General features: G+C 38.0%; 19 protein-coding genes. 3 read left to right on the forward strand and 16 right to left on the reverse strand.

The window, feature by feature from the left end; translation table 11 throughout:
* Positions 1 to 219: 219 nt before the first annotated feature.
* Both SVZ03_05440 and SVZ03_05445 read right to left on the reverse strand, forming a co-directional pair.
* Complete coding sequence (locus SVZ03_05440) at positions 220 to 1,284, reverse strand: tetratricopeptide repeat protein (protein MDY6933653.1); 1,065 nt, start codon at positions 1,282 to 1,284, stop codon at positions 220 to 222.
* Position 1,285: 1 nt separating this feature from the next.
* On the reverse strand, positions 1,286 to 2,431 hold the full coding sequence (locus tag SVZ03_05445; GenBank protein ID MDY6933654.1) for a peptidoglycan DD-metalloendopeptidase family protein: 1,146 nt from the start codon (positions 2,429 to 2,431) through the stop codon (positions 1,286 to 1,288).
* Positions 2,432 to 2,649: 218 nt separating this feature from the next.
* On the opposite strand from SVZ03_05445, the gene SVZ03_05450 reads away from it, so the two are divergent.
* Positions 2,650 to 3,660 carry an aspartate-semialdehyde dehydrogenase gene (locus tag SVZ03_05450; GenBank protein ID MDY6933655.1) on the forward strand — a complete coding sequence of 337 codons (1,011 nt, stop codon included), beginning with the start codon at positions 2,650 to 2,652 and terminating at the stop codon, positions 3,658 to 3,660.
* 336 nt (positions 3,661 to 3,996) lie between these two features.
* On the forward strand, positions 3,997 to 5,721 hold the full coding sequence (locus SVZ03_05455) for a FapA family protein (GenBank protein MDY6933656.1): 1,725 nt from the start codon (positions 3,997 to 3,999) through the stop codon (positions 5,719 to 5,721).
* A gap of 26 nt (positions 5,722 to 5,747) precedes the next feature.
* Here SVZ03_05455 and SVZ03_05460 read toward each other — a convergent pair whose 3' ends face one another.
* The 14 genes from SVZ03_05460 to SVZ03_05525 form a co-directional block, all read right to left on the reverse strand.
* On the reverse strand, positions 5,748 to 6,314 hold the full coding sequence (locus SVZ03_05460) for an ATP-binding protein (protein MDY6933657.1): 567 nt from the start codon (positions 6,312 to 6,314) through the stop codon (positions 5,748 to 5,750).
* On the reverse strand, positions 6,283 to 7,059 hold the full coding sequence (locus tag SVZ03_05465) for a PHP domain-containing protein (protein ID MDY6933658.1): 777 nt from the start codon (positions 7,057 to 7,059) through the stop codon (positions 6,283 to 6,285). Before SVZ03_05465 ends, SVZ03_05460 begins: the two co-directional genes overlap by 32 nt.
* Positions 7,060 to 7,130: 71 nt before the next feature.
* Positions 7,131 to 7,472: a DRTGG domain-containing protein gene (locus SVZ03_05470; GenBank protein ID MDY6933659.1), complete on the reverse strand. Its 342-nt coding sequence runs from the start codon at positions 7,470 to 7,472 to the stop codon at positions 7,131 to 7,133.
* Positions 7,450 to 8,385: a CBS domain-containing protein gene (locus tag SVZ03_05475; GenBank protein ID MDY6933660.1), complete on the reverse strand. Its 936-nt coding sequence runs from the start codon at positions 8,383 to 8,385 to the stop codon at positions 7,450 to 7,452. Before SVZ03_05475 ends, SVZ03_05470 begins: the two co-directional genes overlap by 23 nt.
* Positions 8,386 to 8,482: 97 nt before the next feature.
* On the reverse strand, positions 8,483 to 9,253 hold the full coding sequence (locus SVZ03_05480; protein MDY6933661.1) for a carbon monoxide dehydrogenase accessory protein CooC: 771 nt from the start codon (positions 9,251 to 9,253) through the stop codon (positions 8,483 to 8,485).
* A gap of 270 nt (positions 9,254 to 9,523) precedes the next feature.
* On the reverse strand, positions 9,524 to 10,501 hold the full coding sequence (locus tag SVZ03_05485) for a dihydropteroate synthase (protein MDY6933662.1): 978 nt from the start codon (positions 10,499 to 10,501) through the stop codon (positions 9,524 to 9,526).
* Complete coding sequence (gene acsC, locus SVZ03_05490) at positions 10,432 to 11,778, reverse strand: acetyl-CoA decarbonylase/synthase complex subunit gamma (GenBank protein MDY6933663.1); 1,347 nt, start codon at positions 11,776 to 11,778, stop codon at positions 10,432 to 10,434. The genes SVZ03_05485 and acsC overlap by 70 nt, the downstream gene beginning before the upstream one ends.
* 125 nt (positions 11,779 to 11,903) lie before the next feature.
* Positions 11,904 to 14,108, reverse strand: a complete 2,205-nt coding sequence (acsB, locus tag SVZ03_05495) for an acetyl-CoA decarbonylase/synthase complex subunit alpha/beta (protein ID MDY6933664.1) — start codon at positions 14,106 to 14,108, stop codon at positions 11,904 to 11,906.
* Between the two features lie 58 nt (positions 14,109 to 14,166).
* Positions 14,167 to 16,110 carry an anaerobic carbon-monoxide dehydrogenase catalytic subunit gene (gene cooS, locus SVZ03_05500; protein MDY6933665.1) on the reverse strand — a complete coding sequence of 648 codons (1,944 nt, stop codon included), beginning with the start codon at positions 16,108 to 16,110 and terminating at the stop codon, positions 14,167 to 14,169.
* Between the two features lie 26 nt (positions 16,111 to 16,136).
* Positions 16,137 to 17,084, reverse strand: coding sequence for an acetyl-CoA decarbonylase/synthase complex subunit delta (locus tag SVZ03_05505; GenBank protein ID MDY6933666.1), 948 nt, complete (start codon positions 17,082 to 17,084; stop codon positions 16,137 to 16,139).
* A gap of 40 nt (positions 17,085 to 17,124) precedes the next feature.
* Entirely contained in the window at positions 17,125 to 17,343 is a 219-nt protein-coding gene (locus SVZ03_05510; protein ID MDY6933667.1) for a hypothetical protein, read from the reverse strand.
* A gap of 69 nt (positions 17,344 to 17,412) precedes the next feature.
* A complete protein-coding gene (folD, locus tag SVZ03_05515; GenBank protein MDY6933668.1) occupies positions 17,413 to 18,300 on the reverse strand; it encodes a bifunctional methylenetetrahydrofolate dehydrogenase/methenyltetrahydrofolate cyclohydrolase FolD in 888 nt (295 codons plus the stop codon).
* A 57-nt stretch (positions 18,301 to 18,357) separates the two neighbouring features.
* Complete coding sequence (locus SVZ03_05520; protein MDY6933669.1) at positions 18,358 to 19,113, reverse strand: AAA family ATPase; 756 nt, start codon at positions 19,111 to 19,113, stop codon at positions 18,358 to 18,360.
* A gap of 383 nt (positions 19,114 to 19,496) precedes the next feature.
* Positions 19,497 to 21,263, reverse strand: a complete 1,767-nt coding sequence (locus tag SVZ03_05525; GenBank protein ID MDY6933670.1) for a formate--tetrahydrofolate ligase — start codon at positions 21,261 to 21,263, stop codon at positions 19,497 to 19,499.
* A 546-nt stretch (positions 21,264 to 21,809) separates the two neighbouring features.
* Here SVZ03_05525 and SVZ03_05530 point away from each other — a divergent pair.
* On the forward strand, positions 21,810 to 23,204 hold the full coding sequence (locus tag SVZ03_05530) for a CoA-binding protein (protein ID MDY6933671.1): 1,395 nt from the start codon (positions 21,810 to 21,812) through the stop codon (positions 23,202 to 23,204).
* Positions 23,205 to 23,247: the final 43 nt, after the last annotated feature.

Consider the following 23,247-nt stretch of genomic DNA (forward strand, 5'->3'; position numbering starts at 1 on the left):
TGATTCGTCGGAGACTTCGGTGCATGAAGAAAAAGCGTATTTCGGTCAAAGACAACTTGAGAATCCCTAACAGATTCTTTCAAAAAAAAGGACTTGTCTCACTTTACTCATTTGTATCAAAGAACGAATATCAAGCGGTGGCGAAAGCCACTGTCTTACCCACTCATTACACTAATACTATCATTGTTTCTGAAATCACTTTGAGCTTGTTATAATTAATTATTCTGAGATGCTTATGATAAACTTAGCTCTTTTATTAAGAGGGTCAATTCTTAATGCCTGTTCTGCATATTGCCTAGCCTTTTTGTTGTTTCTATGCTTATAATACAATTCCGCCAGGGCAATATATGCATCAATGTTATTGGGATCGAGATCAATTACCTTAAGAAATTGATTCTTGGCATCAATATCATTGGGTTCAGGATTCTTATAATAAAACATCCCAAGATACAGGTTAACCTCCTTGGAATTGGGATATATTCTTAATGCCTCCTTAGAATATTTAATTCCATCATTTATATAGTTTAGTCTTATCTCTTTTGGAAGACTTTGGTAATAAACCTCTTTATATCTAGTCTCCACCAATCCCTTTAGCAATAAATATTTGTCCTCATTGTCGTATAATCTGCCTATCCACCTATAGGCCTCATGAAATTCTTTATAAGCAAAATTTAACATATTGTTATTAAGATAGATATACCCTAGTGAAAGATGAGCTTCCGGATTACCGCTGTCATGTTTCAATGTTTTATTATAATGACTAATGGCTTTTCCAGTTTGTCCAATATCTGAATAATAATCACCCCTGGCATTGTGTGCAAAAGCGTATTTAGAATAATCTGCTTCACGTCTATGGACGACTCTATCTCCAATATTCGCAAGAATTAGATTCCCATCTCCAACCAAAAGGAAACCAAAGGTTTTGCTATAAAATATAGATAAAACTGTTATTCTAGCGATAATAAGATTTTTTTCGTTAATAATGTACAAAATATCGTTTATCTTTATTCCTTCGGAAGAGTAAAGCCTTACTGTTGCTCTAGTATTCTCATGTATTTTACTCTGGGGCATCTTTTCTTTTGATTTCAAACTAGTGCCAATCATTATTACCTTTCCGATAAGAACAGAATTCCATCCTCGAATATCATCTTTAGTGTAAAATATTTTTAATTTACGATTATTGCCTTTGTCAATTAAAGCGGCAGCGTAGGATGTATTGATGTTAATTAAGCGCAATGCCAATAATGAAGATAGAGTTACAAGCAGCCATTTATATGAAACCATTTTATCTAAGAAACCTCAGAGGATTGAGTGGTGTAAGATATTTCCTTATTTCAAAATGTAGATGAGGTCCGGTTACGGCCCCGGATGCACCGGAAAATGCAATTGTTTCCCCCTTATATACTTTATCATTGGTTTTTACAATATTCTTTTTATTATGTGCATATACTGTAATATAATTATTATCGTGTCTCACAACAATAACCCTACCATATTTATTCTTCCACCCACTGAATATAACCTTTCCCATTGCAGAAGCCCTTACTGGTGTGCCAATTGGCGCTCTAATATCTATACCGCAATGAAATCTTTTTTTCTTGGTTATGGGATCCATCCTTTTGCCAAATGCTGAAGTAATTCTTCCATTTATTGGCCAATAAAATTTTTTTGGTTTGGCTCGTCGCTTATTTAAGTATCTTTCTGATCTCCTATTTTTATTGCTTAATAAAATTGGTTGAACAGCATCCGGTATAAAGATGGTTTGGCCGATCTTTATTATATTATTTTTGATTTTATTAGTATTTATTATCTTTTGAACATCTACCTTGTATTTTTTTGATATTTTAAGTAAATAATCACCCTTCTTTACTCTATATTTGAGACAATTTTTATTGGGTATAAGAAGGTTTTTGCCTGCAATTATTCTATTAGCATCCTTAATATTGTTAACCCTGATTATTAACCTGTGATCAGTTTTATATTTCCTCGATATCGACCAAAGATTCTCATCATTCTTTATTTTATGAGATGTCAGATGCCATTTTTTATCCTTTTTCCTTAATTGTTCAATCAGGTCTTTTCCTTTATCAATTTTACATTTTTTAACTCTTCTATAATTACGATCCTTTTTAATTTGCTTTTTCTGATTATATTTTTCTTCTTCATCTTGATCAATAAAGCTGTCATCAAATGTGTTATCATAGATTATTGAGCCTATTTGAATGTCAACCTTATCCCCATTATTTGATGATTCATTAGTCTTATGTAATCCATCAATTATTATAGAGTTTTCAACCCTTTCAATCTCCTCTTTTGGATAAAAAATTTTCAATTCATTAGGATTACCTGAAACCAGGCTATTATATATAGCTATTGTAACTATCAATACAAAAATGGTAATAGTTGATATGATGTATATTTTCTTCCCCATGTGTATTAAATCGGATAAAATATCCTTTATCTTTAATGGATGAGTTATGATCCGTCACAATCATAGAAGCATAAAATAATAAGTGCTTGACTTTTTTTGTGTATATCAGTGGTTTTATTTCTGAACTCATTCTAATATAAACAATGATGAATAGGTTGAGATGAGGTTATAATTATACCATATTTAATCAGATACAGTTGAAAGAAGTAGGTGAACTCATGAAAAAATATAATGTCGTTATTCTAGGTGCTACAGGGGCTGTAGGCATTGAGTTTAGAAAGATATTGATTGAGAGAAAATTTCCAATTAACAATATCCGCTTCCTTGGCTCATCATCAGTAGGGAAAGCGATTGATTTTGGCAATAGAAAGGTTGAGGTAGAACCTGTCAAAGATGACTCATTCAAGGGATTTGATATTGGGCTATTCTCCGCTGGGGCAACAATAAGTAAGCAGATAGCGAGAAATGCTGCTGACTCAGGTTGTGTTGTTGTGGATAATAGTTCAGCCTGGAGGATGGAACCTGATGTACCCTTGGTTGTCCCAGAAGTCAACCCAGATGATATTAAATGGCATAAGGGTATTATTGCGAATCCGAATTGCTCCACAATTCAGATGGTTTTGCCCCTTAAACCAATCCATGATGCAGTGAAGATTAAGAGAGTGGTAGTAAGCACCTATCAGGCTGTATCCGGTACTGGCGTTAAAGCTATTGATGAATTAACTAAACAGACTAAAGACATCCTTGAAGGCAAAGAACCACGGAAGTCAGTTTACCCTCATCAGATTGCCTTTAATGCCCTACCCTTCATTGATGTTTTTATGCCGAATGGTTATACAAAAGAAGAGATGAAGATGGTAGATGAAACAAAAAAGATTTTGGGAGATGACTCTATAAAAATTACTGCAACCACAGTAAGGGTACCTGTATATTATTGTCATTCCGAATCGGTAAACATTGAGACTGAAAGAAGATTGGAACCTGAATATGCCAAAGAGCTGTTGAGCAACACAAAGGGTATTTCGATCATTGATGATCCAGCCCATGATCATTACCCCCTAGCTGTCGACGCTGCAGGCAAGGATGATGTCTATGTAGGTAGAATCAGAAGGGATGACTCAATTCCTAATGGTATCAACATGTGGATAGTATCAGATAATATAAGGAAGGGCGCTGCGTTGAATACAATCCAAATCGCTGAGTTGATGATTGAGAAGGGAATCATTTAGGATCTACTTCTGCAAGATCAAAGTTATAGCAAACTACTATTATGCTTAAATATATACGCTTAATCTTTTTGGAATGAAAAGCGTTACTTATACAAGATTTCAATCCCCAATTATCACTTTCAAATTATAACATAAATCCCTTAGATTTCACTGAATTGATTCATTTACCTTTAGTCCTCTATTATACTATTATTTTCACTTGCTAATATCAAATCTTCATGTATAATTAATACAAACTGTCATTTATTTTGTTCCTCCTGTTTATAATAATGAAAATAAGATCGAGAGACTATTATTATGCCCTCTTTTATTATAAAAGTATAGGAATGTGCAAAATTGAAATTAATCATATTCTATTTTGATCCAAAGGTAACTAAAATCTTGGTTGAAAAAACTGATGAGGATGGAAACAAGTCTATAGTAATCTCATCACCCAATAATTTTGTAGCCAAGAATGAAATTATCGCTAAGGTTGTCAATGTTGATTCATCTGATGATGTTGTTCTTCATTTGGATGATGGCTATAACTACTATAACATTGAGAACTTTATCTCCATAAAAGCGGCCAATGGAATTATTTTTGATGAAATATCCTCGGTTTACAGGGCGTCTCAGTATGGTTTTGTTGTCTTTAACAGGAATAGTTCACAAATTGTATTACACTCTACTTTACAGATTACAAAGGATAAGCTTAAGGCCTACTATTTAATTTATCCTACAAAGTTTCAAAAGATACCGACCTATCAAGAGATTTGTGAGGTTTTATCCAAGAATCGCATTCTTGCTTCTCTAGATGAAAAGTCAATAATGGATCAAATGGAAAAAATTGATATTAACTCTACAAGGATCAATCGATTAGTAGTAGCTGCAGGGAAAGATCCGGTCAATGGGTATAATGAATATTACATTCCCATAGTAGAGATGAAGAAGAAGGCTGGAAAGATGTTGGATGATGGGAGTATTGACTATAGAGAGGTGAATTCAATTGTTAGCATACACAAAGGAGAAAAGATATTACAAAAGATACCACCAGTAGAACCTGTGGACGGATACAATATTTATGGAGAGACCGCAAAGGCAATTATTGAAAATAAGGAAGGGTACATAAGAGCGAAGAATATCATTCAATCTGCCGATGAGTTAATTTATGTATCAGCTATAGATGGATGTCTAGAGATAATTGGGAATAAGGTTTCAGTATCTCCTGTAGCTACTGTCAAGGGGAATGTTGACTATGAAACAGGAAATATCGATTTCAATGGATCAGTACATATTTTTGATTCAATCCTACCAGGTTTTTCAGTCAAGGCAAAGGGAGACATCAAAGTAGAGAATAATATTGATGATGCCACTGTTGAAGCTGGGGGTGATGTTATAGTTAATTCTGGCATCTCTGGCAAAGGATCAACCATTGTTAGAGCAATGGGCAGGGTGAAATCAAAATTTATATTGAATTCCACTATTGAAGCGGGTGACATTGAGGTAGAGGATTCAATTATCAATAGCTATATCTTTTCAAACGATAAAATAGAATTAACCCATAAGCATGGAAAGATCATTGGGGGAGAAGCATTAGCTTTACATGAGATCATCGTAAATGTCTCAGGTGTTCCTAAGGAAAACAAGACTATCCTCGCTGTGGGGCGAAGCCTATATATCGATAGAGATCTTATGAAAATAAAAGAGAGAATTGATCCTTTAAAGAGTGAGATTGAGGAGATTACAGAAAAGATAAGAACCAGCTATGGAGAGGAGTTGTTTCATAACCCTAAGGATTTTATTTCTATACTTCCGCCAATAAAGAAAAAGGCTTGCTTAAGCCTACTATCTGATCTTACCATACGCAACAAAGAACTCAAGGAGTTATCAGAACAATACAATGAAATAGAGGGAAAGCTAAAATTCGAAAGAGAACCCATTGTTGTAATAAAGAATGAGGTTTATCCTGGTACCCTAATTAAAATAAAAAAACAGGTAAGACTAATTGATGAGAAATTAGAGAATGTAAAATTCTATGAAGATTCTGAAAACAAAGAGATTCGCTATACCTCTGCAATATAATTCAAAGGCATAATAGATTCGATCTACTAAAATACAGGCATTTCTTCAAATAAATCCCTTATCAATTTTAATACCGCTGGGGTAGTGATGCTGACTCCTTCAAGTTCTGCTTTGATCTCTCTGGTATCGAGTTTCATTTCAACGCCATCATAATTGGTCTCATATATAAAATCTATATCTGGGTTTCCATGAATCAGTAAAATAATTGTAGACCCAATGTCGCCAAGGGGTCTGCGGTCAATATGGCTATTCTTGAAAGTCGCAATTATCTCAGTGCCCTTGCCTAACTCAGATGAAATGACAATATCTCCATCTGCTTCAAGTGCAGATTGTTCCAGCAAGGATATCCCTAAACCTACTCTCCTCGTTGTGCGCGTTGTGATGAATGGATCGCGCACATTATTCAACATATTTTTATCCATACCCTTGCCGTTATCTCTGATTGTGATCATAAGCTGATCGTTTTTAGTATCAACACAAATGATAATTTCAACGAGTGTTGCCCCGGCTGAGAGAGAATTTTCAACGATGTCTAGTATGTGTAGAGAAAGATCTTCCATATCAAAATAAACCTTGTCCCTCCTTAGGCTCACTTAAAACCTGACGCCCTCCCCTGCCCTCTAAGGCCATTCTAAACTCATTCATACATAGTTTTTCAAGAATTATAGAGGTTATACAGACTCCGATCTCATTTAAATTGTGAGCATCGGATGAGATAACAAATGGAAATTTAGTGTATTCCCTAAATTGAAATTTCGCCTTGTCAATGGTCAATCTTCTCGAAACCTCAATCCCATCAAGCTCCAAATTCTCTGGTATAAAGCCCAGTTGACCAATGAGGCTATAACTTTCACGATCAATATGTGCGGCCACTGCCAGACCCTGTAATTTATGTATTGTTTCAATGACCTCATCAACGCTCATTGTAGTTGCGCCAATTAGCAACCTATCATTTAATCCCTCAACCTCGTCGTGCTCATTTGCAATGACCTGTAATCCAAATAAATCCTCATCATTTTCACCAGGGAGCAGGTGATCAAAGACAATCTCCTGCATTGATACAGCATTATCTACCGATGTGAAGAGTGCGATAATATGCGCTTCCTCAGAGGTTGTAACTTCCATTCCAGGAATCACAAGTAGATCAGTTAGATCAGCATACCGGGCTGCCCTTATCACAGCTTCCACGTTCTCAGCGCTATTATGGTCTGTTATGGCAATTATTGATAATTTCTTACGAACAGCCTCACGGATAATCTTCTGTGGCGTCATGTCAAGGCTAGCGCAAGGCGAGAGGCAGGTATGTATATGTAGATCTGCATTAAATACACGCAACACTTTGATGTCTTCCCTCTTTCCACTCTTATCAATGGAAATGCTACAATATTAGATTATTATTTCATTTCACACTATCGACCAACAATTCCCATATTAAATAATCTTCCTATCAATTCAAAGGTCGACATCTTGGTAATCATAATAGGGATATTCTCATCCTCTGCTTTTGTCTTAGTTCCCTCTTCTGGCTCTCTTCCATTGACTAATACTATAGCAGCAAGGGATTTCATTACAGCTACTGCAACAATATTCTGATGTGTCTGTAATGTTACCCATAGATCACCCTCATTGGCATTGGCTATTACATCACTCAACAAATCGCTTGAGTAGCCCCTCGTTACATCAACATCCAGGTAATCAGCTGCAGTCCTAATCTCAAATTCGAGATCTTTAGCTATTTGACTCAATTTCATTGGAATCCTCGGTTAGTATTCTAATTATCAGAGTGGTACCCACACCTGGTATCGAATTGATTTCCATCTTATCAGCATTCTTTTTGATGTTACAAAGCCCCATTCCAGCGCCAAATCCGAGTTCTCTTATCCAGTCAGCAGCAGTAGAATAACCCGGCTCAAGGGCTTTATCAATGTCCTCAATCCCTGGACCTTGATCCTCAATCTTTAAATAGATTTCATCAGGTGTCACCCTGTATTCCATAATTCCGCCATTTGTATAAATAACTACATTCATTTCTGCCTCATATGAGGCAATGGCTAATCTATGAATAATATCTGGCCTGATGCCTAGGCGTTTGAAATTCCTTTTCATGCTGGTAGAAGCTAAACCAGCTCTTTCGAAATCTTGTCCAATAACACGATAGATAAGATTAATTTCCTTATAATCAGCAATAATATCCTCAAAGATATGACTCGCTCTGTATTGTCGAATCTCCTCTTCCTTATACTCATGTTCCAGTTTTCTCATTACACCTTCAATGATATCACCCTTAGTTAAAATTCCTACCATGCGCTTGCTCTTTCTGTCAAGAACCGGGAATCTGCCATAGCCTAATTCATCAAAAAGTCTCATTACCTGCATTAAGGGTTGATCTGCAAAAAAGCAATCAGGATTTCTCGTCATCTTATCGCTAACAGCATAGTCACCACCACCATCGCTTAACCACCGAATCAGGTCTTCAATACTGATTATTCCAACAAGTTCATCTCCATCAATAATCGGTACGCCTGATATGCGATAGCTTTTGAGTGTCTCACGTAAATGACTCATTTTATCATTTGGATGCAGGGTTATAACATCCTTGCGCATTACATCTGATATCCTTAACTCTAATAGAATAACCTGAGTTTTGGCATATTCAGAATCCATTACTCATAATCTCCCATTCTTGCCCTGATAATTATACATTGTATGTAAAACATATAACTTAATTTATATCCCATAGTAATAAAATTAATAAGGCAAATTATTGATCTTCAGTATTAGGATAAATAATCTTTTGTATAATGATTTCAATATTTTCAGAAAAGTAGGATGAAGCTGGAATTCCTTTCATGTCAGATTCTATTAAATTATCATCAAAAGGAATAAATCCTATAATATCAATCCCCTTAATATTCTCCTTGATAAAATCCTCATCACTCTTCTTCCGAATTTTATTCCCTACAATGGCCATGCGATTAATTCCTAGATCAGTTGATAAAGCCTTAATCTTATTGGATGTCTCTATGCTTCTCATACCAGGTTCAACCACAACAATCAGAGCATCTACAACAGAAGATGTACCCCTGCCAAGGTGTTCAATCCCGGCCTCCATATCCATTATCACGACATCATCTCTATGCAGCACGAGATGATTGATGAGGTTTTTTAATAGAACGCTCTCAGGGCATACACACCCACTCCCACCCTTTTTAACAGTACCCATCACCATTAAGCGAATATTATTCTTTACCTTAGATAATTTTTCGGGAAGATCATCAACTTTTGGATTGAGCTTAAAGAATGAACCGGATGAACCAGGTTTGGCTCCAGTTCTTTCCTCTATAAGGGAACTCATCTCAGAAATTGGAACAATATCTTCTGCATCGGAAAAGCCTAGCGCAGATGCTAAATTTGTATCTGGATCCGCATCAACCGCAATCACCCTCTTTCCCTTTTCTGCTAAATGATTGATAAGTAAAGCTGATAGGCTGGTTTTCCCTACTCCACCCTTCCCTGTAATCGCTATTTTCATTTTACATATATCCTTATTTACAAACTCATAATAATAATAAACTGTTTAACAATAATAGGTCAATAAATAATTGACTCTCAAATAAATATCTTGTTGTAACAATGTTAAATTAGGCTATATAAAATACAAGCCCCCTTAAAGGGGGCTTGTATTTACTCATTCAACATGTAAATATCGTTTTTGAATTAATTGATGCTTATTATTCTCTTTCATTAAAAGAATTTCTTAACTTTGATAAATTCATATTGTAAACAATTATTCATTAAAATATTAAACCTCAAGCCAAGAGTCAGAGAATAGTGATTCGCCCATCAAAACCTTTACGCTCTTTGCATATTTGACCTCATCTTCAGAAAGGGTATTCATGTCCACCTTCTCTCCATCCATTATGCTGTGAACCAGTTTGGTAAGATTCTCCCTCTCACCATTAACAACACTATTAAGATCATCATCAAAAGCATCAACAATAGCTGAATGAAGACCATTCTTCATAAGCATTATCAGATATGGTATATTTAACCAAGGACGCAACTCGTCGGGAACTCCGTTGGAGACATTGGACAATCCAACAGTTGACTTTGCTCCAGGGGCAATATCCTTCAGCATGCCCATGCATTCCACACAGGCCTTTACCTGATTTATTTCTACAGATATGGGAGAAACAATAGGGTCAACCCATAATTTTTCAATTGGTATATCCAACTCAGTTGCTTTCTGTACAAAATCAACAATATGCATAGCCCTCTCATTAGCATCTCTAGGCATTCCATCATCGCTCCATAATAGGGCAATGAGATCAGCATTGTATTGTTTAGCTAGTTTGAGTCCAGATTCAAATCGTGATGTTTGAATTGAAACAGAATTTATCAATGCTGGAATTTTGCATACTTTTAATCCAGCCTCAGTCGCAGCCATATTCGTTGTATCTAAGGCTAACGGTATATCAGTTGTAACCTCCTGGATCGTGTTAACAAGCCATTCCATCATCTCATCTCCACCCTTTCTAGCAGGTCCAATATTCACATCAATATAATCAACTCCTGCCTCAACCTCCTTTTCAACCATCTCCTGTATAGGGCGAGCGTTTCTCTCCTTCATTGCTGGTCCAAGAACCTTTGACATTACATTTAGATTTTCTCCTATGCGTATAAAAGACATTCCTTTATTCCTCCTTTTATCTATGCTGAGTATTCTTTTAAGAATGCTGGAATGTGAGCCGCCTCTCTTGGGCCAATTGTGATCTTCCAATCAGATAACTCCTCTTCCAATTCGCCGCTAATAGAGGCGGAATAACCTGGTATTATAAGTGTTTTATTGGAAATCTTATCCACAATTCCACTCTTCTTTACAAATGGACCAATAGCGTCTGCTACAAATTTTCCTGCTGCCCAGGCTGTGAGTACTGATAGTCCTTCTGTATCCATTACAAGTAGCCAAGTGGGAACCCTGCTTCCCTCAATCTCACCAGAAACGATAAAATATGTGAGTGAAAAATTGGTTGTAATGAGAACAGGTGATTTTTCATCAGGATTATTTATCTCATAGATGCCTTGCTCAGTAGCCATTGGCCTTTGAGGATCTGTATATATATTCATCCTCTCAACTAAGAGAGGGAATAGACTAAATCCTTCAAGATCGGAGAGTACTACTATCCCGCTATATTTTGCAATAAATGTAGATGCTATTAAAGTCTCTTCCATAAAATCATCAGTCATATCACAGGGAAAGGTGATAGTTGGAAATCCTAGAGGTCTAAAGGTATTCTTTATTGCAGCTCGTCTAATGATGATCTGATCTTCAAAGGCCTTCTTCATCTTCCTGGATCCTGAATCAATAACTATCTCCTTTAGTCCCATATCGGAAAGCTTGTTTGTCAGCTCTATGACTTCATCAATGCTGCTTCCCTTTACAGCAACCGAGCATTTGTTCTCCTTTGCCAGATTACCTACTTCCTCAACATTTTCTTTTGTCGCAGCATAAAGAAGCGGACGCCTATCCGCAGCAGCCTTAACACCGGTAGAAAGCACATCCACTTTATCGCTCATCAATATCAAGCCACAATCGACTGCCCCCTTAACCTTATTCACAAGCTGTTCAAATGCTGATGCATCTCCACTCTCAGATTTAATAGCTATCATATCTGACTTTAATATTAAACCTACTCTCTCATATTTGAGATCATTAAAACTTTTCAATCTTTTCTCAATGTCACCATCACTCATCTTGTCTGTAATTAAAACCGCAATCCCTGTAGGATTGACAAATGTCTTTTCATGTCTAAAGAGGACTGTCTCTCCCCCGGTTTTAAAAGCATTGTCTCCAGAACCGATTGTAACAGGCAATACCGGCGGGGCAGATGCTGAAGATAGTTTCTCTTTTGCTTCATCTGAGACATGAGGACATGAATCGAGCTCTGCCTGTCCCGCTGCCAGCTTCATAGCAAAAGCGAGGCATGTGGGAACACCACAATCTTTGCAATTTGTCTGCGGTAACATTTTATAGATTTCTACACCCGTAAGTCCCATTTTTTATCTCCTTTAATAAAAATAATTCATTATATCTATCAGAAATTTCATTAAAATTTACAATGCACATCATGATAATATTCAGGAAGTGCGCCGTAATTTAATAATGAAGAATCAATTGCCAGCTACAGAATAGAATCCATCTCTAAAGCAGGATGTCCCTTCTCAGTAATATAGACCAGCACCTCTTCCTCTGTTGTCGCTACTGTTTCATCTGCTATCTTATCTAGAAGATCGGGTATACCTATCTCTTTAGCTCGTGCATCAAAACGCTCCTTTATTTCCTCCTTCAATGCCTTTGGTAACCATACGAGGCGTTTCAATCCACCCTCAGCAGATATAAACTTTTTACTTGTGATGTAATATTTACTATGTCCCAGAAAACCGGGGGTTACATTTCCACCACCTACTGTTCCAGCAAGCGTTGTAAATTTCATGCCGCATGGCGTCTCCCCTGATGTATCCCTGTCTACAGTCATGATTCCATTACAAGTAGGTAGGAGAGCTGCAATGCACTCAAAACATCCACAGGAAGTCATTGGATTTCTCATAATGCTATATGCATCCACAGTGGTTACGTTGCCGCGTGATGCCTTTGAAACAAAGGCATCTGTCCCCTTCCAAGTGCCATGTACTTCATCAATCGCCTCTTCCTTGTATACTGGCTGGTTGGGTCCTGTAGGATTTATCTCATAGGATGCCTTGCAATCAAGCCAATTATATGCGCCACAGAGACCGGTTCTTTCCGGTGTTACTATGCATACGTGATTGGGAGCAAAGGACTGACATAGTGTACAAGAGTAAAAGGGATCTGTATCTTCATCCGTCATCCCTGCTATTCGGTCATCCCTCTTTTTATATATTGCCCTGGCCTTTTTAAGAATCTCGTCCACTTTGTCCTGTTCAGTATATAGTGTAATTTGAACCTTATCAAAAATTGTACCAAAATCCTGATGGAGTTTTGCATGTAAAATATCCCCAATATTGGATAGTGTAAATCCCTTTTCAACTGCCTGCTTGCTAACGCGTATCCAAGCTATATCCCTCTGCCCAATATGCATTATTCCCTGAGCATAATTTATAAGATGATGGATCTGTCTCTCAAGAATGGGCTCAAAGTCATCCTGCATCTCTCTACCTGCAACCTGAACATATATAGCTAAAGGCAGCTTTGTACCAGGTTCGATATCCTTAACATCAGGACCTATAACCTCTATCTTGCCATCTGTTACCTCGTTCAAATCAGCGGAGGTAACCAATTCAACAGCTGTAGTCCTTCCACCACCAGCTTCTAAATAGATATCATCACCTCTTACACGCTCGCCCTCAAATGCAGGACCATATGAAACAGGCACAGGGACCTTAGATACTGTCACCTTTAGTCCCCTAACCTCTATAGATTTTTGAACAATCTCATCATGCGGAATGTTTGAAACGACATGCTCGTAAGTACAGACACCCGTAGGTAGTATCTCTGGGATTGGAGTATCAGCGATAACAGGAAAACCATAATTAACACAAGCTAAACCATTTGCATACCATTCATCACTGACATACCCAAAGGTGATTGCAAAGGCAAATATTCTATCCTTGTTATATATAAGAATTTTTCTGTAATCACCTGGATCGATTCCACCAAAGGACATCGCAGCCCTGGTAGCAAAGCCTACGGCAAATACCGCAGCGCTTACTTCAGGACCAAATGAAACGAGCCTAGTGCCCCATCCGATCTGAACTCCCTCATCTACAAGCTGTTGTGACATTGTTCTGCCATCTGTGTCAGCAGCCATGAAAACATAAAGATTTTTCTCTTGTAACTCTAATGCAATCTTTGCGGCAACCTTAGGGTCTTCTGGGGCTCCGAGCATTGCGGCAAAACCGGGGGCTGTACCATCTACAAACTCAACTCCCCTCTTTCTCATAATGATATCATCTGCAGCGCCCAACCAGATATTGCTATCTGTAACGTCCTCACCCTGTACATAAATATTTGGGTCCTCAATATATTTTATCGCCTCAATCAACTCTTCGGCAAAGGCAGTGGCCATACCAGCATCAAGCGCTGGCCCAAGATAGGGTAGATGATGCTTTTCCTTTACCAAAGGAGGCAGTAATGAACGACATACTTTAATTGTTGTTTCCATATCGGTCAGTTTTTCAACCTTCTGTCCTGATATACCATAAATAATTGGAAGGTAATAACCGGTATTTGGGAAGGCGACTTCCTGGTTAGGCCCAAATTTATCTATCGCTTCTTTGACTTTCTTGTCAGCCCTGTCAATTATATTGTATGCGCCTCTTATTCCAGCTGAAGCTATAATTTTAGACACTTTCTTTTCCTCCTATAATAATCATAGAATTATCATAAACGTGATTTGCATACTCATTTTATGCAAGCTCTCTACGCGCTTCCATATCAAAGAGTATTCTCTCTCTTTTCTTATCAATCCCAAGTTCTTTGCGTTTTTTGTCAATATGCGCTATCATCTTTTTCGCATGCTCAATAGGATCAGGCTCATAATCCCACATCCCACCATACTGTTCTTCCAAGTCTTTAAACAGATAATCAGTAAATATTTTGCTTCCTGTAGTTGGGAAGGTGGTACCAAAGACTGTGTAAACACCTGATGTGACAAAATAGTGACCTATTGAAATTGCCTTTTCGCTCATCCATTCAGGGGCGGAACCAGCAGCAGGCAGGTCGCTGATATCATCACCTAATCCACCATCCTTAACAACCGCTGTCGCTGCGATTAAGATTCTGCTATTGTCAACACAAGAACCCATATGAAGAACTGGAGGGATGCCTACTGTTTCACAAACCTCAGCAAGACCTGGTCCTGCGTATTTCGCTCCCTCTGGAGTGAGAAGTCCTTCTTTACCACAGGCTATTGCGCAACACCCAGTAGTGAGAACAATAACATCATTTTTTATGAGTTCCTTAACTACAGTCAAATGATCATTATCATGTGTCGTTCTGGCATTATTACATCCGACGACACCACCAATACCTCGAATTCTACCATTTATTATATTATCGTTTAGGGGACGGTATGAGGCTCTGAAGGTGCCCCCAAGCAGATAATTTATTGTTTCATGACTGAAGCCAGCGATCATTCCGGATTTTTCATTGGGAATAAGAATTTCTCCCTTTCTGTTTGAATAATTATCAATTGCAGCCTTAACAATTGCCTTTGCAGAATTGATGGCATCATGCTCATGAAATTCCATTCTCGTTGCGCCAGTAATATCAGCCTTTGGGTTTGTAGTAATCACCTTTGTATGATAGCATGTAGCGACGTTAACTAGAGACTGCATTATACATTGAACATCGACTATCATAGCATCAACAGCGCCCGTTGTTATTGCAAGCTCCTGCTGTAGGAAATTTCCAGCTATTGGAATACCATGCCTCATCAATATCTCGTTTGCCGTGCAACATATCCCTCCGAGTTGTATTCCTTTTGCGCCTTTAGATTCTGCCATTTTGAGAATTTCCGGATCCTGTGCCGCTACAACTATCATCTCGGAGAGTAGTGGTTCATGTCCATGAACAATAATATTTACATGATCTTCTTTCAGGATTCCGAGATTTGCTTCAGAATAGAGTGGAACAGGAGTGCCAAACATGATATCCTGAAGTTCAGTCGCCAACATAGATCCTCCCCATCCATCACCAAGGGCAGCTCTAGTCCCCTGTTGCATCAGAGATTTATAATCCTGATCAACACCCATGTGAGTTCTATGCATTATCTCTACGATTTCTCTATCAATACCTCTTGGCCATACACCCTGCTTTCTCCATATTTCCTGTCTCTTCTCTGGGGCTTTCTTTAAATAGAGCACTTCGCCTTCCTGTTTGCCCCATTCAGCAAGGGCCTTTTCGCCAATTTCAATAGCGATGTCTTTTACTTCCTTCTCATTAATATCTATCTCAAGGTCTTGAGCCACTTGGTATAGTTTCTGCTCATCCTTAATCTCATAACCAGCAATCTCTCCCTTGGCAGTAGCTAGAAATGTTTCTGCTACGCCTCTACCGTGATCAGAATGCGCTGCAGCACCGCCAGCTATCATTCTAATAAAATTTCTCGCTGAAATGGTCTCAGCCGTTGCACCACAAAGCCCAACCTTTCTTTCAGCGTCTTCTTTCTTAGGAGCCGGAACTCTACAGGGACCCATTGAGCAATTCTTGCAGCAACTACCCTCAGAACCTATTGGGCAGGGTTTCATATCACTAGCTCTGTCAAAAACCGTGTTGACATTATCCTTTTTAGCCTTTTCGTAGAGGTCCAGCGTTACCTTATCAACGCTAATAGCTTTATCTTCTGCCATCTTAATTTCTCCTTACATATTAGTTGTTACTCACTCGATAGATTTGATATCATTTTATCTATTAATTTTACTGAATCAGGATGACGCAAAATAACTATACTTGCACCGGCAAGAAGCATGGTCATAGCTGTGATACACTCAATAATGATACCGCGCTTTTCGGCATTCCCTAAAGTTGGTTCTTCATCAGCTGATAATTTTGCCTCTTTTGTCTTCCATGTCTCAATCCCGACATTACAGATGATGGGATTTTGTAGCTTTTCATCCTCCTGAGTAAGAGCAGCCATCATATCTCTCTCCATTACTGAATAAGAATATTCAAGCCCATAACCAAGAGCACCTGTAGTTGGATCAACTATAATTTTATTATCAGGCACACCGAGGTTTCCCAGTAATATATTAAGCTGTTTGGCCAGGTTGATATCTATTGGTGTTGACGCAATAACTGTGTGCTTATAGGCTATAGCACCTGCGCCAATCTGCTTATGATCTGCCTCTTCAACAGGACCAATAATTAAATTTTTCCCTTCGCACTGTTCACTCAGTATTCTCAATACCTCAGTGTCCTTCTCAGCATTAGCGACTCCCCAGAGAATAACAGGAACATTAACAGCATCAATTACGGATTTGGCAACCTTTGCAGCCTCATCCGCACTTCTGTTCAATCCGTTTGGATCAATACTCTTTAGCTGAAGAGCAATCATCTCAGCGCCATATTCTTCAACATTCTTTTTTGCCCATTGGACAGGATCTCCAAGAACATCCTTAAACGGCTCAACTGCAGCCTCAGCCCAGTCATCAGGTTCATAATCATAAACCTCCATAGCTATTCTGGGTTTATGAGGCATATCTCCCTCAAATAGATAAAAGGGATAAGATGTCTGTCCTCCAACAGTTACAACATTATCCCCAGCTCCGAGGGCAATCTCCCTTATCTTTCCTGAATAGTCTATTGTTGGTATTTCAAAAGCCATTGCTTATCTCCTCCTTAATGCCAAATAATATTATAAAAAGTTATCTTCTTTTCTCACTTCCGAACCAATCATCGCTGTACCAATAGCGTTCTGCTGATTTAATATATTTCAGCTTTTCCTCCTTGGTTTTTAGGATACCTCTCCAACCAAGCTCTTTCCCACAACCAATAGTCTCCGGTATTCCAGATTCATAGGTTTCATCAAGAAGCTTAACCTTTTTGCCTTTATGATCTTCCTTCTCAACATGTTTATAATCCATAAGGTATAGTCCTCCATAATATTAGTATTTATTAAGCTTAAAAAAGCTTTGAAGAAATATAAGCCTAATCTATAAAACACCTGCTGCATGCTTAGCAGCATTAACAGTATTTAACATCAACATAGTAATCGTCATGGGCCCAACACCACCAGGAACAGGTGTTATTGCGCTTGCCTTTTCCTTAACAGCATCAAAATCCACATCACCCTTTAGCTTTGCCTTTCCTTCTGGTGTCATGCCTACACGATTTACACCAACGTCTATTACTACAGCTCCATCCTTTACCATATCTGCAGTAACTGCATCTGGTTTCCCTGCTGCAACAATCAATATATCTGCCCTTAGTGTATGACTTTTCATATCCTTTGTTCTGGTATGGCACATCGTTACTGTTGCGTTTGCTCCCTCCTGTTTCTGAACAAGCATCATTGAGATAGGTTTTCCAACAATATTGCTCCTTCCAACAACAACTACCTCAGCGCCCTCTATCTTAACGCCGGTGCGGATCAACATCTGCTGCACACCATAGGGAGTGCATGGATAGAATTTTGCCTCTCCAATCATAAGTCTTCCAACATTTACAGGATGAAATCCGTCAACATCCTTATCAGGATCAATTGCATAGAGTACCTTATTTTCGTTAATATGCTTAGGTAGTGGCAGTTGAACCAGTATACCATGAATTTTCGGATCCTTGTTATACTTGTCAATCAGCTTTAGGAGATCCTCTTCCGAAAGATCCTCAGGTTGATCATCCTGTATTGAGAAAAAACCAAGCTCCTTTGCTGTTCTTCCCTTTGCTGTGACATAGCTTATTGAAGCTGGATTCTGTCCTACTAGAATAGTGACTAAACCAGGCTGTACATTCTTTTCCTTTTTCAATTTTTCAACTTCTACTTTTAATTCTTCTCGAATCTGGGCAGCAATCTCCTTCCCGCTAATTATTTTTGCAGCCATACTGACCTCCTTATATTGAATTTGTTACATGACTGTAATTTTCTATATTAGTTGTTATTAGATCTTTACTTTCTCTAAAATTTTGTCAATACATTGTACTGCTATTGAGTCATCTTTAAGTTCTGTTATAGGTATTCCCCTTATTTCAGAATCTTCTATTATCTTATCAGATATAACATTACCAAGATAGGGCAAATCAATTTTTCTAATTTCATCATTAAAATCTTCATCTAACTTTTCTGGTGTTCTATTAATCAACAAATATCTCTCTTTTACCTCAAGCTTCAGATCATCCACTAGATTAGATAGCCTTTTGGCAGTTCTCAATCCTTTTAATGAATAATTTGAACACAGTAGAAGTAGATCGATATTTGCATTTGTCTTTCTGCTAAAATGCTCCATACCTGCTTCATTATCAAAGACTATATAGTTATAATTATTTATTAAATTCTCAAAGTAACCCTTGAGAATCGCGTTTGCTGAGCAATAACATCCTGGGCCTTCAGGACATCCCATTACTAAAACATCTACATCCTTACCTTCCTGTAAAATCTGATGCAATTTCAGGTCTAAAAAAGACTGCCTGGTCATTCCTTGAGGAACACTTCCCCTATCCCTTAAAAAAGAGGCGAGAACACTTCCAATACTCTCTTCAATTTCAATACCTAACGATTCAGCTAGATTAGAATTGGGATCAGCATCAACTGCTAAAATTGGGATTTTATTCCTTTTCAACAAATGACGAACAATCAACGCAGAAGTAGTAGTCTTTCCTGTACCACCCTTACCAGCAACTGCAATTACGTAGCTCATTTTATATTCCTAAATCTTTCCTTTTCCAATTCTAAAATATAAAGATCTCGACATATTATCCATTATACTAAGCATTATAAATTTAGGGTTTGTATCCTTTTAGTTGAAGTTAAAAAGTAAGTAGTATCATTAAATCTTACACCTGAAGGAATTTCATCAATTTGTTGTATGCTAAAATTCAACCTTTATATGCTGCCATATAAATCAATTAAGTAAATATGTGAGTTTATTTGTAGAATTATAAATAACATCAGCAATTGACAGACTATATACATAAAGTTTTCTTCCCGTCAAGGCTTATATTTGTCTAAACGGGAAGAAAACATGAATGTATGCTACTATATCTAAATCCAGATATTTAACAATTAGTCAGGATAACGGAATTAGAATAAACCCGTTACCTCTCCAGTGTTTACATCTACATCAACCTTTTTGTATGCTGGCGAAGAGGAAGTTCCTGGCATCAGACTTATAGTACCTGCCATTGGGCAGAGAAATTTAGCGCCTGAGAAAAGAAGAATATCGCGTATGGGTAGCTCCCAACCTTTAGGAACACCCTTCAAGTTCGGATCATGAGAAAGGCTTAGATGTGTCTTTACCATCATAGTATAATAATCCTTAAAGGCAGGATCAGCCTCAAATTTTTTTGCCTTCTCCTCAGCCTCTGCTGACCAACTTACGCCATCTGCGCCATATACCTCCTTGGCAATTTTTGCTACCCGCTCTCGCAATGGCAATTCTAGAGGATAGAGATAATCGAAATTGACCTTTTCCTCACTTGCATCGATAACAGCATCAGTCAACTCCAGGGCTCCATCACCGCCCTTTAACCAGTGCTCACTTAATGCACATCTTGCGCCAGCTTGTTCAACTAAACGTTTAATCAGAGCAATCTCATCCTTAGTGTCAGTATGGAATGCATTGATACAAACAACCGGTTTAATACCAGATTTTTGAACAACGCTGATATGATGAAGAAGATTTTGGATTCCCTTTTCTAATAAACCAAGGTTTTCCTTGGAATACTCTTCAGGCAATGGTCTTCCTGGTCTTACTGTAGGGCCTCCGCCATGCATTTTAAGGGCTCTGATTGTGGCAGTTACAACGGAGACATTTGGTTGCAACCTACTAAGACGGCATTTGACGTTCCAGAATTTTTCAAAACCGATATCTGCACCAAAACCACTCTCGGTTATATGATAATCAAACATCTTTAAACCAACTCGGTCTGCAATAATTGAAGACTGACCCACAGCGATATTGGCAAAGGGGCCGGCATGGACCATACATGGCTGATACTCTATGGTGCAGGCTAAGGTCGGATTTATAGTATTTCGCATCCAAGCACACATGGCTCCATCAACACCAAGGTCCTTTGTGGTAACAGGGTTACCCTTCTTATCATATACTACTGTCATTTGGCCGATTCGTTCCCTTAAATCCTTCAGATCCCTTGCTATGGATAATATTGCCATCAATTCAGAGCTAACAGTGATCTGAAAACCAGATTGCATCATAAAACCATCCATCTTACCACCAAGACCGATAATGATATTCCTCATAGCTTGAGCACAGAAATCGATTGCCCATTTCATCTCCACTCTATTGGGATCCATATTCAATCTTCTTCCCAGATTTCGATTTTTCAACTCTTCATCATCATAATTAAACTCATGTTGCATCCTTGAGGTTAAGGCGATCATGGCCAGGTTGTGTGAATTTGTAATATCATTAATGTCACCTGTAAGTCCCATAGAGAACTCGGTCATTGGGATAAGGAGTGAATTTCCTCCTCCAGCAGCCGTTCCCTTAATGTTCATGGTGGGACCGCCGGAAGGCTGACGAATTGCTCCGCCAACATTCTTTCCTCTCTTACCTAATCCTTCGATCAATCCCATTGATGTTGTAGTTTTACCCTCTCCAAGGGGTGTAGGAGTGATAGCTGTAACCTCAATGTATTTTCCATCAGGCTTATCCTTTAATCGATCTATGATTTTCAAGAAATCGAGTTTACAGATCCTTCCATAAGTAATAACCTCATCTTTTTCCAAACCTAACTTTTGCCGCCAGTCCTCTGGCATTGGCATATTCTTCTCTGCCTCCGCAGCGATCTGCCAATCGGCAAACTTCGTTGGGTCAAGCTGTGCCATTTATTAGCCTCCTGAATATATTTTTATGATATATTATTATAATTATGGGCTATTTTTGTAATTGTAATTTCATCCATATTTAATGTTTGTAATCCAGTAATCATTAAAAAAGCTTCATTACGATAAAATATATAATATAATACAGATGAATATCTAATCACACTTAGGCCAAAATATTTATTCTTATGAACAGTGTCAAGATTTTTAATAATATATTTAATATTAAATATTAGAATATCTTAAAAAGACGCGAGTTAGTCCGCTCATTCATATCTATAAATCTTAATAATCTCCTATAATTAGTGATAATCGTTTATGTATTTCATTAATGCATAAACTTGTAAATAGTAACATTAGATTGTAACCAATATAATAAATAAAGTAAATTATCTTCAATCAATTGTGCATGAGCACTCTTCATTTGTTAAATCGTTATTTTATATTTATCAATAAAATCAGTTTTTTATTGATTTTTTTTGTTTGATTGCATAGATGACTCAAAATCACTCATACCGGCTAATAATAGAATTTAATTTAGGAGGGACTATGAATAATGAAATTATTACCACACTCAATGCTATTTTTTATCCAAAAACATTAGCTGTAATTGGCGCTTCAAATCGTGAGGGGAATTTTGGACTTATGTTCACCCGTGGATTTATAGAGATGGGATTTAAAAGACTTTATATTGTCCATCCAAAAGAAGAGGATGTTTTGGGTATAAATGCATATCCCAGGGTGGTAGATATACCAGATGAGATAGACCTTGCGGTAGTGACAACACCATTGAAAACAGTGACTCAGGTAATAAGGGAGTGTGTAGATAAGGGTGTTAAGGGAGTAATAATCTTTACATCAGGATTTCGTGAATATAGCCCAGAGGGCAAGGTGCATGAAAATGAGATACTAAATATTGCTAGGCAGGGAAAGATGAGAATCATTGGTCCAAATTGTATGGGTATTTATTGTCCTGCATCGAGATTGTCAATCTTTTCAGGAATGCCCAAGGATGGTGGATCGGTTGGCATGATCTCACACAGCGGCTCCCTCAGCATGATGTTGACTTTGGCTATGATACGCTATGGTATTGGATTTAGCAAGGTAGTAAGCTGCGGTAATGAGTGTGATCTCAATGCTATTGATTTTCTTGAATACTATGGCCAGGATACAGATACTAAAATAATTATAGCATATTTAGAGTCAATTAAAGATGGAGCTAGGTTCTGTAGACTGGCTAAAGATATAACAAAAAAAAAGCCCATTATCATTTGGAAGGGAGGAACTACTGAACGTGGAGCAATGGCAGCATCATCCCACACAGGGGCTATGGCTATTTCTGGAGACATATGGAGGGCGGTTGTAAACCAATCTGGCATAATTCCCGCGCAAAGCATTGAAGATATAGTGGACTACCTTCAGACCTTCTATTATCTGCCTTTACCAAATGGGAATAGGGTAGTAATTATTTCAGGTCCTGGAGGACCTGCTGTCGGCACTACTGATGCCTGTATTGATGCAGGACTCGAACTCGCAAAGATATCATCAGATACTCAAAAGAGGATATCTGAAACTATTCCTTCAGTTGGGACAAGTATTAAAAATCCCATTGACTTGGGTATGGGATCAGGGTTCTTCCCAGAGTGGTATACTAAATCTATTAAGGCGCTGGTAGAAGATGATTCAGTTGATATACTGCTCTTAATTGGTAGTAGGTTAGACAATAGTTTTTGTGAAGAGGTGTCGAATTTAGTGAAGAAGAGTGGTAAGCCGGTTGCCCTTATCACCATGCCAGGATTGGATGAGATGTCAAGACATAACAAACCAGTAGATGGACTCGCTATCTATTCTGATGGCAGACGTGCCGCAATGGCTTTAGGCAAACTGGTTAGTTATGCAGCTTCGTTAGAGAAGATAAATACCTACAGCAGAAAGCATTCTTAGTAATGAAATAATAGGGGTCATATTATCTGAGACCCCTATTATG

This window comes from Spirochaetota bacterium (assembly GCA_034190085.1).
In the GTDB taxonomy this organism is placed as follows: domain Bacteria; phylum Spirochaetota; class UBA4802; order UBA4802; family JAFGDQ01; genus JAXHTS01.